Annotated in this window: 10 protein-coding genes; 8 read left to right on the plus strand and 2 right to left on the minus strand. The window is 46.5% G+C overall.

Going from position 1 to position 11,378, the window contains the following annotated elements; all coding sequences use genetic code 11:
- The first annotated feature begins 573 nt into the window (after positions 1-573).
- The gene (mltG, locus tag V3S16_RS01325; RefSeq protein ID WP_413882881.1) at positions 574-1,578 is read left to right on the plus strand and encodes an endolytic transglycosylase MltG; all 1,005 of its coding nucleotides are present in this window, start codon (positions 574-576) and stop codon (positions 1,576-1,578) included.
- 72 nt (positions 1,579-1,650) lie between these two features.
- On the plus strand, positions 1,651-2,649 hold the full coding sequence (nagZ, locus tag V3S16_RS01330; RefSeq protein ID WP_413882872.1) for a beta-N-acetylhexosaminidase: 999 nt from the start codon (positions 1,651-1,653) through the stop codon (positions 2,647-2,649).
- A 56-nt stretch (positions 2,650-2,705) separates the two neighbouring features.
- On the opposite strand, the gene tsaD is transcribed toward nagZ, so the two are convergent.
- Both tsaD and purM read right to left on the minus strand, forming a co-directional pair.
- Positions 2,706-3,707, minus strand: coding sequence for a tRNA (adenosine(37)-N6)-threonylcarbamoyltransferase complex transferase subunit TsaD (gene tsaD, locus V3S16_RS01335; RefSeq protein WP_413882873.1), 1,002 nt, complete (start codon positions 3,705-3,707; stop codon positions 2,706-2,708).
- A gap of 406 nt (positions 3,708-4,113) precedes the next feature.
- Complete coding sequence (gene purM, locus V3S16_RS01340; RefSeq protein ID WP_413882874.1) at positions 4,114-5,157, minus strand: phosphoribosylformylglycinamidine cyclo-ligase; 1,044 nt, start codon at positions 5,155-5,157, stop codon at positions 4,114-4,116.
- Between the two features lie 611 nt (positions 5,158-5,768).
- On the opposite strand from purM, the gene V3S16_RS01345 reads away from it, so the two are divergent.
- The 6 genes from V3S16_RS01345 (at position 5,769) to V3S16_RS01370 (ending at position 11,307) form a co-directional block, all read left to right on the plus strand.
- Entirely contained in the window at positions 5,769-6,935 is a 1,167-nt protein-coding gene (locus V3S16_RS01345; RefSeq protein ID WP_413882875.1) for an aminotransferase class I/II-fold pyridoxal phosphate-dependent enzyme, read from the plus strand.
- A gap of 50 nt (positions 6,936-6,985) precedes the next feature.
- On the plus strand, positions 6,986-8,302 hold the full coding sequence (locus V3S16_RS01350) for a homoserine dehydrogenase (protein ID WP_413882876.1): 1,317 nt from the start codon (positions 6,986-6,988) through the stop codon (positions 8,300-8,302).
- A 38-nt stretch (positions 8,303-8,340) separates the two neighbouring features.
- On the plus strand, positions 8,341-8,955 hold the full coding sequence (thrH, locus tag V3S16_RS01355; protein ID WP_413882877.1) for a bifunctional phosphoserine phosphatase/homoserine phosphotransferase ThrH: 615 nt from the start codon (positions 8,341-8,343) through the stop codon (positions 8,953-8,955).
- A 167-nt stretch (positions 8,956-9,122) separates the two neighbouring features.
- Positions 9,123-9,533 carry an acyl-CoA thioesterase gene (locus V3S16_RS01360; RefSeq protein WP_413882878.1) on the plus strand — a complete coding sequence of 137 codons (411 nt, stop codon included), beginning with the start codon at positions 9,123-9,125 and terminating at the stop codon, positions 9,531-9,533.
- On the plus strand, positions 9,520-10,971 hold the full coding sequence (gene rfaE1 / locus V3S16_RS01365) for a D-glycero-beta-D-manno-heptose-7-phosphate kinase (protein WP_413882879.1): 1,452 nt from the start codon (positions 9,520-9,522) through the stop codon (positions 10,969-10,971). The genes V3S16_RS01360 and rfaE1 overlap by 14 nt, the downstream gene beginning before the upstream one ends.
- 12 nt (positions 10,972-10,983) lie before the next feature.
- A complete protein-coding gene (locus V3S16_RS01370) occupies positions 10,984-11,307 on the plus strand; it encodes a DUF167 domain-containing protein (protein ID WP_413882880.1) in 324 nt (107 codons plus the stop codon).
- The last annotated feature ends 71 nt before the right edge of the window (positions 11,308-11,378 follow it).

The raw sequence follows: 11,378 nt of genomic DNA on the forward strand, positions 1-11,378 counted from the left end.
ATCCTGAATCCCGAAGCTAAATAGTATACACGCCGGCGGGAAAATCAAGGCCCAGATCTCGTAAATAATGATAGATGATGCGGTGAAATTTTGGACAAAACGCTCCATCTCGAATCAAAAAATCGGGTTCAAAGGTTCAACGTTCAAAGGTTCAAAGTTCGGCCGCCTCGTTGTATTATCCCTATGGAATCAATGGTTAAGGAAAAAAACGCGAAGCGATTAACCTCTCCGAGGCGTAGGATCGTGCCTCTACGAGCCGGAGGCCTGAACGCTGAACCCTGAACCTTATAACCTAGACCGACCTGATGTCCAATTTATGTGCAATCCCGTGGTATATAAAGGTCTACGGTCATTTATATAAGGTAAATAACGAGGTCTATAATTTGTCCGTCAACTTGCACATGTCAATAAAATTGTGTTACCTGAATCTTGCATGCCAAATTTCGAAAGGAAAGTATATTTTATGACTAACAACAAATAATTCTTGCCTTGGACTTTTCCTTCAATTACGGTAGGATTAACTGTTCTTCCTCTTTTTCATCCGATATTACGACAGAAGGAGTCTCTTTGAGTGTGCGAAAAACAGGCGCCATTATAACAATATTTCTATTCTTAATTATAACGATTTTATCCTCTCTTTATCTGGATCTTCAAATCTATGCCGACCAACCTGCTGCTATCGAAACAGTGGAAAAGGTGGTGACCGTACTCCCGGGACAGGGATTTAAGGCCTTTGCCCAGCAACTGTATCAAGCCGGAATTATTGAACACCCGTCCAAATTCAAACTGCTGGCCCGCCTTAAAGGACATGATAAAATTATAAAAGCAGGCGAATACACGCTATCTTCCGCCATGCCGCCCAGTACAATCCTGGCAATACTGGTCAGCGGAAAAGTGCGCCTCTACAAATTTACCGTACCTGAAGGTTATAATCTTAAGCAAATTGCTTCTCTTGTTGCCAGGTCCGGCTATGCAACCGACACCGATTTTCTAAAAGCTGCAACCGATGCCGCACTGGTGCATGCAATGGGAATTGAGGCTGAAACTTTCGAGGGTTATCTTTTTCCGGACACGTATCACTTTCCCAAAGGCAGCAGCCCGGAGATGATCATATCTACAATGGTAAAGCGTTTCTGGTCCTTGTTTGAGCCTGAATGGAAGAACCGGGCCAAAACCCTTAAACTCTCCATTCACCAGGTCGTAACCCTTGCATCCTTGATCGAAAAGGAAACCGGCACTGCCTTTGAGCGCCCCCTGATTGCATCGGTCTTCCATAATCGCCTCAAACGCCGTATGCGCCTTGAAAGCGATCCTACGGTTATTTACGGCCTTGAGGATTATAACGGCAACCTTACCCGCAAACATTTATCCATGCCGACGCCCTATAACACTTACACGATTTCCGGGCTACCGCCGGGACCGATTGCCAGCACCGGAATAGACGCCATTAAGGCCGCCCTCTACCCGGCGGACACCCAGTTTCTATATTTTGTTTCCAAAAAAGACGGTACACACCAGTTTTCAACCAATTTTAAAGACCACAACCGGGCAGTACAAAAATATCAAGTACACAGATAAAATTGTTTCACAATTTTATTTTTACTTCGTGTCTTGGTGTCTTAGTGGCGATAAAAAAGTTTTGTAAAAAAAATGGATATCATAACATACTCAGATGAGCAGCTGGCCGGACAGCGCCTCATGGTCGGCTTTGAGGGCACCGAGCTCAACCAGGACCTTGAATTTCTGATAGATGAAATAAAAGTCGGCGGCATCATTCTATTTGCAAGAAATTTAACCAATCCCCGGCAAATCAAAGATCTGTGCCTCTCGGCCCAGGAATACGCCCGCTCAAGGGGACAGCCGCCCCTGTTAATCGCCATTGACCAGGAAGGCGGCCAGGTAGCCAGGCTCAGGAAACCTTTTACCCAGTTTGCAGGAAATCCTGATATGGAAGGACGCCCGGATGCCGAACGCTTTGCTCAAATTACTGCAGCAGAATTAGCCGAGGTCGGCATCAATATGAACATGGCACCGGTTCTGGATATTGCTTTTAACGGCTCTGAAAGCATCATGGCCGGCAGGTCCTTCGGAAACGACCCGCTGTGGGTTGCAGATCTGGGAGCAGCGGTTATCGAGCATCTGCAGAAAAACGGCATCATGTCGGTTGCCAAACATTTCCCGGGAATCGGACGCACAACCCTCGATTCACATCTTGACAGGCCCGACCTTGATATCGACCTTAACACTTTAAAAACAACGGATCTTTTGCCGTTTGAAGCTGCCATACAGTCTAAGGTAGCCGGAATCATGCTGGCTCACATACGCTGCCAAAAGCTTGACGCCCAGTGGCCGGCAAGCCTGTCACCGCTTATCGCCGGGGATCTTCTGCGAAATCGTATGGGGTTTGACGGCATCGTTTTAACAGACGACCTGGACATGGGCGCCATTAAAAAGCATTACGACATCAAAAGCGCCATTCACCAGATATTGCTCGCTGATATCGACATGGCCCTGATTTGCCACAGCCGGCCGGATATTGAAAACGCATTTAATGAAATATTAAATTCCCAGGCAAACTCGCAAACTCTAAAAACAAAAGGTGAGGAATCCGTGCGACGGATACAGGCCCTCAAAAGAAAATATCTGTGACCCCTGACCTCCGTTCGACGTTGCTCATGGCCGTGAGCCTGTCGAACGGCTGTCCTCTATCCTGTCCTGGCTCTCGAGAAAACATCATCCCCAAGGCCCGACACCTTTCCGGCGACCAAATAATGATAGCCCATAGCAGCAATCATGGCGGCGTTATCTCCGCAAAGCTCGACTGAAGGTATATGAACCGTCAGGTCCTCAAGACCGGCATCATGCCTGACCTTTGCCCTAAGGCGGCTGTTGGCCGCCACACCTCCCACCAGGGCAATATGATCGCACCTTTTGGTCTTGGCGGCATGGATTACCTTATAAGAAAGAACATCAACCACTGCTTCCTGGAATCCGGCTACAATATCGGGAATCCGGGTGGCGCCGTCATCCGTGTGGTTCTGAATGTGGCGTTTTACCGCTGTTTTCAGGCCGCTGAAGCTGAAATCAAAGACTGATTTATCCAAAAAAGTCCTTGGGAAAACGATTTTACCCGGATCTCCTTCTTTGGCCATGCGATCAATCACCGCCCCGCCCGGATATCCGAGTTCGAGCATCTTGGCGACCTTATCAAAGGCTTCGCCGGCAGCATCATCCCGGGTCTGCCCCAAAAGTTCCATGGCCGTGTAGGAAGTAACATGATAGATACTGGTATGACCGCCGGAAACCAGGAGTGCTACAAATGGAAACGGCGGCGGGTCAGGTTCCAGAAAAACGGAATTGATGTGGCCTTCAAGATGATTGATACCCACCCATGGCAGGCCCCGCATATAAGCATATGCTTTGGCAAAACAGAAACCGACCAGTAGTGCTCCCACCAGCCCCGGGCCGCGGGTCACGGCCACGGCGTCCAGCTGTTCAGCGTCAATGCCGGATGTGTTGATGGCCTCATTAACTACCGGGACAATAGCTTCAATATGTTTGCGGGAAGCCAGTTCAGGAACCACGCCGCCATAGGGATGATGTACGGCAACCTGGGATGATACGACCGAAGATAATACGGTTTTGCCTTCAGCTACCACCGCGGCGGCGGTTTCATCACAGGAAGTTTCAATACCTAGAATTAGCATATCAGTCCCTTAGTTGTAAAATTTGTTTATTTTGTGGCAAAACTTTTTCGTATCCATTCATGGAGTAATTGAGCTAGTGGAAATTCCAAATAACAAATCCCAAAAAACAAATAAATTACAATCGTTCGACCTAGAGGCTCTCGACAGGTGACCGAAATTCAAAAATCCCTCCGGGGCGTAGGCCCGATGCCCCTACGGGCCGGAGGCCAAACCTTATAAACGTGAAGAAGGCCAAACGAATTGAAAAAATATTTTCAATCAATACTCGAAAAATTAAAATAGTTTAGTTCTTTAGTATTTGGGATTTGGAGCTTGTAGTTTGGAATTTATTTGAAATTTGATGCTTGTGATTTGTTATTTCTCTCCAAGGCGTAGGCTCTACGAGCCGGAGGCCGGTTTATCCGGGCTAAGCCCATTGGATCCGCTCTCCCGCCTTTTTGTATTCCACTATTTCGCCAATAACAAAGGCTTTTTCGCCCATAGCGGTTAGACGTTCCAAAATTTCCTCGGTTGCATCTTTTTTAACCACCGCAATCAGACCGATGCCGTTGTTAAAGGTGCGCATCATCTCCTGGTCGGAAATTTTACCGGCCTGCTGTAGATAAGAAAATATCGGCGGAACTTCCCAGCTTTGCTTGCGCAGCATAATATTGCAGCGCTCGGGTATGATGCGCAGAATGTTATCCACAATTCCGCCGCCCGTAATATGAGCAAGCCCGAAAACAGGCAGATCCAGCATAATACTGCGAACAGTCTGTGCATATATTTTGGTGGGTATTAACAGTTCTTCACCGATTGTTTTGCCCAAATCCGGAATAAAGGCATCGATCTTCAGCTTAAGGATTTCAAAGCAGACTTTGCGTACCAGAGAATATCCATTACTGTGGAGCCCGCTTGATGAAATCCCTATCAGCCGATTGCCGACGCGAATCTCCGACCCGTCAATAATTTTACTGTTTTCAACGATACCGACGACAAAGCCGGCCAGATCGTATTCATTTTCTTTATAGAAATCAGGCATTTCAGCTGTTTCGCCACCGATCAGCGCACATTTAGCCTGCCGGCATCCTTCGCCGATCCCTGTTATGATATCAGTAGCGATCTTGGTGTCCAGCCTGCCCATTGAAAGGTAATCCAGCAAGAAAAGCGGTTCGGCACCCTGAACAATAATGTCATTGACACACATGGCAACGAGATCAATGCCCACGGTATCGTGTTTTTCCATCATGAAAGCGATTTTAAGCTTGGTACCGACACCATCGGTTGAGCTAACGAGCACCGGGCTGTCAAAATGACCGACGTTAAGTGAAAACAGACCGCCAAAACCGCCGATCTCACCCATAACACCGGATCTGCGGGTTTTTTGGGCGATCTTTTTAATGATACTTACCAGCCGGTTGGCTTTTTCAATGTCCACGCCGGCATCGGCATAAGTAAGAGAATTGGTCATAGTAGCCTCCTGAAAAACCCACGGATCTGAGCTTTTTCGTAAAAAATAATCTGAATAGGCCTAAAAGTCAAAATAAATTTTTGACATAAAATCTCTATTATTGTAGATAATAGTAAAGAGGGGCTCTCTTGAAGCCTGTTTGGAGCTATTAGTAACAGGCCTTTTCAGGTTAGGTATTAAATTGCTGTTTTTGTAAGTTCAGACCTCGTCATTCACCAGATAAAAATGACTGTAGACCGTTATATACTGCGGGATTTCACAGAAATTGGACATCCGGTCGGTCTGGGTTAGGAGGTTCAGGGTTCAGCGTTCAGGCCTCCGGCTCGTAGAGGCACGATCCTACGCCTCGGAGAGGTTAATCGCTTCGCGCTTTTTTCCTATACCATTGATTCCATAGGGGTAATTAAATGAGGTGATCAACCTCTGAACCTTTGAACATTGAACCTTTGAACCCAACTCTTTGATTAGAAATGGCGAGTTTTGTCCAAAATTTTCCCCGCAATCTGTCATTATTTACGAGGTCTGAATTTACAAAAACTTAACACTTAAAACGTTTCGCAAAAAATTAATGTTTTATTTTTAACGAAACTGCAAGATTTACGAGGTTTCTTATGAGAACTTTTGCCCGGCTTGATCGTCTTCCACCCTATGTTTTTGCGACTGTCAATGAGATCAAAATGAAGGCCAGACGCGCTGGAGTTGATATTATCGACCTTGGAATGGGAAATCCCGACCTTGGTACGCCCCAGCACATCGTCGACAAACTCATAGAAGCATCCCAAAAACCACATAATCACCGGTATTCAGCTTCCATGGGCATTGCCAAGTTGAGAATGGCCATCGCGGACTGGTACAAACGCAGATTTGACGTGGATATTGATCCGGAAAACGAGGCCATTGTTACCATCGGAGCCAAGGAAGGCATATCTCATCTGATCCTGGTAACCATCCGGCCCGGGGACGTGGTCTTAACCCCGAACCCGACCTACCCTATCCATCCTTATTCAGCAATTATTTCAGGCGGAGATGTAAGGGGCATACCGGTGGGACCGGGACTTGATTTTTTCGATAATCTCATTAATGCTACCAGACAGACGTGGCCGAGACCCAAGGTCTTAATTATCAGTTATCCCCATAATCCCACTACGGAAGTTGTTAATGCGGACTTTTTCGAAAAAATTGTCGACTACGCCAAAGAACACGACATCATGATTATCCATGATTTTGCTTATGCAGATCTTACATTTGACGGTTATAAACCACCTAGCTTTCTCCAGATAAAAGGTGCCAAGGAAGTGGGAGTTGAATTTTTTTCGCTTTCCAAGAGTTACAGTATGCCCGGCTGGCGGGTCGGGTTCTGTGTGGGGAACCCTGAGATCGTGGGGGCGCTGCGCCGCATAAAAAGTTACCTGGATTACGGTATTTTCCAGCCGATCCAGATTGCAGCGATTATCGCCCTTAACGGACCCCAGGACTGCGTAAAGGAGATCTGCGATACCTACAAGTCACGCAGAGATACCCTCATAACCGGCCTCAGCCGGGTGGGCTGGGAGATCGAAAGCCCCAAAGGCACCATGTTCGTATGGTCCAAAATACCTGACAAATACATAGAGATGGGATCGGTGGAATTTACCAAACTTCTAATACATGAAGCTCAGGTAGCGGTCTCACCCGGCCTTGGATTCGGCGAATATGGTGATGACTACGTCAGGTTCGCTCTGATAGAAAACAATATGCGCATAAATCAGGCTGTACGAGGAATTAAAAAGATATTGTAACCCCAATTGAGCAAAAAACGCTTGATTGACAGCTGTCAGGAGCTACAGTTATGAAAGAGATTAATATTGGTTTACTTGGCTGCGGAACCGTCGGTACCGGTGTTGCTAAAATTCTGATTGAAAACAAAAATCTTATTAGCAGCCGGGTTGGTGCCGCTCTTAATTTGAGACGCGTTGCCGATATTGATCTGGAAACTGAGCGGGGCATACAATTTGACGACGGCGTACTGATAAACGATGCGTATCAGGTGGTTGATGACCCCGAGATCGACATCATTCTTGAGATGATCGGGGGCCAGGGCATCGCCAAAGAGCTTATTTTAAGGGCCATTGACAAAGGCAAACCGGTCGTTACCGCCAACAAGGCGCTGCTCGCCTGCCAGGGCAATGAAATTTTTAAAGCTGCAGCAGCAAAGGGTGTTGATCTGGCCTTTGAGGCCAGCGTCGGCGGCTGTATGCCCATCATTAAATCGCTGCGGGAGTCTCTGGTTGCCAATCACATAAAATCGATAACAGGCATCCTGAATGGAACCTGTAATTACATATTATCCAAAAACACTGAGGAAGGCAGCAGCTTTGAAGAAGCCCTCTCTGAAGCCCAGTCAAACGGATATGCCGAAGCCGATCCGACCCTCGATATAGAAGGAATCGACACCGCCCATAAGCTGGCCATATTAACATCGCTTGCCTATGGCATGCAAATTAATCTCAATGACATCTATATCGAAGGTATCTCTAAAATTACGCCGCTCGATATTGAGTTTGCCAAAGAGTTCGGATACCGGATCAAACTTCTGGCCATCAGCAAGAATATGGGCAGTGCTATTGAAGCCAGGGTCCATCCCACCATGATCCCTTTTGACAACCCCCTTGCCGTTGTCAACGGCCCCCTGAATGCGGTTACAATCCTCGGCGATGCTGTGGGCGACATGATGCTTTACGGATATGGTGCCGGTATGATGCCCACTGCCAGTGCGGTGGTGGGCGACACGGTCGATATTGCCCGCAACCTATTAACAGGGGCAAGCGGCCGGGTTCCGCTGCTTTCATACCAGATGGATAAAATTCGGGAAATTCCGGTTATACCGATTGATGAAATCTCTATGCACTATTATTTCCGCTTCGCCGCTCGGGACCGTCCCGGAGTTCTGTCGAAGATAGCAGGTATTCTGGGAGATAATGATATCAGCATTCAGTCGGTCCAGCAGAAAGGACGCCAAATAAAAGGCTCGGTTCCCGTCGTTATGCTGGCACATATAGCAAAAGAAGCCGCTGTTAAAAAGGCTCTTTTGGATATTTCAGAGCTTGACATCGTTGATGACAAACCTGTTCTGATTCGGATTGAAGATGATAAGGGGCGCTATTGAATGTAGATATTGTTTAACTTTTTACGATGTGAGGTTTTATGCAAATTGTCTGTTGTGATTTGGAGGGTATTTTTGTCCCTGAAATTTGGATAAATGTTGCTGAAAAAACCGGTATTAAAGAACTCAGACTGACAACACGTGACATATCCGATTATGATGTCCTGATGCAAAAACGTCTCGCCCTCCTTGATGAAAACGGGATTAAAATAGAAGACATTAAAGCCGTTATCGCCACCATGAACCCCTTGGAGGGGGCCGTGGAATTTCTTGAATGGCTGAGATCACGCACTCAGGTGATTGTAGTCTCGGATACATTTGTCCAGTTTGCGCGCCCTTTAATGAGAAAGTTAGGCTGGCCGACACTCTTTTGCCATACCTTGTTAATTGACCCCGACGGTACGATTACAGGATACAATCTGCGCCAGCGGGACAGTAAGCGCCATGCGGTCATTTGCTTAAAAAGCCTGAACTACAAGACCATTGCCGTAGGCGATTCTTATAATGATATTACCATGTTGAAGGAAGCTGACAACGGCATTCTCCACAATCCGCCGGAAAATGTCAAAGATGAATTTCCCGAGTTTCCGTTATCCTACAGCTTTGATGAGCTAAAGGCCATACTAAAAAATATTCTTACAAACAATATTAGTTAGTACGTATCCATTCACGGAGTAGTTGAGTTAGTGGAAATTCCAAATTCCAAAAGACAAATTTCAAACAAATATCAATGACCAAAATTCCAAATAACAAACCAGCATATGATCTTGAATTTGGAATTTGATGCTTGGAATTTGGAATTTCATAGATTCTGGGAACTCTTATGTTGATGCTTACCCACAAAACAACACACCGGGTCAGATACAGCGATACCGATAAAATGGGCTTTGTATACCATGCCAACTACTTTCGCTGGTTCGAAATCGGTCGTTCAGAGCTTTTCAGGTATTTGGGGCTCAGCTACAAAAAAATCGAAGCTAATGGTTTTTTTCTGCCTTTGTCCGAGGCGCACTGCAAGTTCAATAACCCTTCGCAGTACGATGATTTGCTGATCATAGAAACAACGCTTGATACAAACGTTAAGGCGGGAATGAAGTTTGATTATCATGCATATAGCGAGGATGAGAAAACGACCCTGGCAACAGGATATACCAAGCATGCCTGCGTGGACCGCAACGGCCGGTTGGTACGCCCGCCTGAATTTTTAAAGATGATTAAAGATGGATTTTTCTAAATTTGATAGATGCCACGTCCTTGTTGTGGGCGATTTGATGATCGATGAATACCTGTGGGGAGAAGTAGATCGAATATCTCCTGAAGCCCCGGTCCAGATTGTTGCAGTCGACTCCGAAGACTATACTCTGGGAGGCTCCGGCAATGTTATCAACAACATTGCGGCCCTCGGTGCCAAAGTAACTGCGGCCGGAGTTATCGGCACCGGCAGAAACGGACAGCTTGTGCTTCAAAAGTTCAAGGAGTTAGGCGTTGATACCGCCGGTGTTGTTCAGGAACCTGACCGGCCTACCACAATGAAAACAAGAATTATCGCCGCCAACCAGCAAGTCCTCAGAATCGACAGGGAAACAAAAAAAGCGATATCTGATGCAACTCTCGATAAGCTGGCAGGTTATATAGAAAACAAAGTCCCCGGCGTTGATGTAATATTGATTTCCGACTACGGCAAAGGCGTGATTACAAACACCTTGATGTCAAGATTGATCGCCGCCGCTCGCAAACATAATAAGATAACCATTGCTGATCCTAAAGGGCTCGACTTTTCAAAATATTCAGGCGTATCTCTGCTGACCCCCAACAAAAAAGAAGCAGCTCGAGCTTCAGGTATTGAAATTGTTGATGAATCAACTCTTGCTGAATCCGGCCGCAAAATTCTTGAAACCGTCGATATCAATAAACTCCTGATAACATGTGGCCAGGACGGTATGGTTCTTTTCCAGCAGAATAAAGCTCCATGCAAAATCAGTGCTGAAGCCCGCCAGGTATATGACGTCTCCGGCGCCGGTGATACCGTCCTGGCCGTCCTGGGCCTGGGAATCGCGGCAGGAAAATCATTTGAAGACTCAACGACGCTTGCCAATACTGCTGCCGGATTAGTAGTGGGAAAAGTCGGCACGGCCACGATTTCAAGACAAGAACTCACCGCTGCTCTGCTACCAACTCGAGACAGCACCATTTTTAAGCATAAGCGACTGTCCGATCTGCCTGCCTTGGTTCAAGAACTAAGGAAACAAGGTAAGCGGCTGGTGCTGACAAACGGCTGCTTTGATCTACTGCATGCCGGTCATATTCTACTTTTCTCGGCCTCAAAACAGCTTGGTGACGTGCTTATCGTTGCCATCGATGACGATGACTCGGTCAAAGCTCTCAAAGGACCGGGGCGACCTGTGATCAGAGCCGAGGAACGTGTTCGTATTATCAGTGCTCTGGATACGGTTGACTATGTTGTTCTGTTTTCTTCCGAAGAGCTGGAGTCGCTGATTAAAATCATCCGCCCGGGCGTACTGACAAAAGGCAGCAATTATACTTCTGAAAAAGTTCTGGGGGGTAAGCTTGTAGAGCGGTTGGGTGGACGGGTCGCCCTGATACCTGTTACCGAAAATATTTCATCAACCAGCATTATCAACAATATCAAAAGCAGCGATAGTATTGATTGAATTAGGGCTATTATGCTGAATATTCAGGAAAATTCCAGCGGAGTTACTTTCAAAGTATATATTCAGCCCCGTTCTTCGAAAAATATGATTGCAGGACTCCATGGTGACGCACTTAAAATCAAGCTAAAAGCACCGCCGGTGGACGGCGCTGCCAACAAGATGTGTATTGAGTACCTGGCAAAATGCCTCAAGGTGCCAAAGTCATCTTTAGAAATTATCTCCGGACACACCAGCCGGACCAAACGGCTCCGCATCCATTATACATCCCGCAAAGGCCCTTCCCAAACCGAACCTGAGCAATTAATTCAATCCATCTTATCTTTGACAAACCCCTAACCCGCATTTCCCATAAAAATATCTTGACTTATATCCTCTATTCGGTTACGGATATTGTTTGCTAATTCAAG

The sequence above is a fragment of the Candidatus Desulfatibia sp. genome (assembly GCF_036446775.1).
Classification (GTDB): domain Bacteria; phylum Desulfobacterota; class Desulfobacteria; order Desulfobacterales; family UBA11574; genus Desulfatibia_A.

Coding starts and splice junctions, on each gene's coding strand:
- V3S16_RS01345 (WP_413882875.1), top strand. CDS start 5,769: ATGAGAACTTTTGCCCGGCTTGATCGTCTTCCACCCTATGTTTTTGCG.
- nagZ (WP_413882872.1), top strand. CDS start 1,651: ATGGATATCATAACATACTCAGATGAGCAGCTGGCCGGACAGCGCCTC.
- V3S16_RS01370 (WP_413882880.1), top strand. CDS start 10,984: ATGCTGAATATTCAGGAAAATTCCAGCGGAGTTACTTTCAAAGTATAT.
- V3S16_RS01350 (WP_413882876.1), top strand. CDS start 6,986: ATGAAAGAGATTAATATTGGTTTACTTGGCTGCGGAACCGTCGGTACC.
- thrH (WP_413882877.1), top strand. CDS start 8,341: ATGCAAATTGTCTGTTGTGATTTGGAGGGTATTTTTGTCCCTGAAATT.
- rfaE1 (WP_413882879.1), top strand. CDS start 9,520: ATGGATTTTTCTAAATTTGATAGATGCCACGTCCTTGTTGTGGGCGAT.
- V3S16_RS01360 (WP_413882878.1), top strand. CDS start 9,123: ATGTTGATGCTTACCCACAAAACAACACACCGGGTCAGATACAGCGAT.
- purM (WP_413882874.1), bottom strand. CDS start 5,157: ATGACCAATTCTCTTACTTATGCCGATGCCGGCGTGGACATTGAAAAA.
- tsaD (WP_413882873.1), bottom strand. CDS start 3,707: ATGCTAATTCTAGGTATTGAAACTTCCTGTGATGAAACCGCCGCCGCG.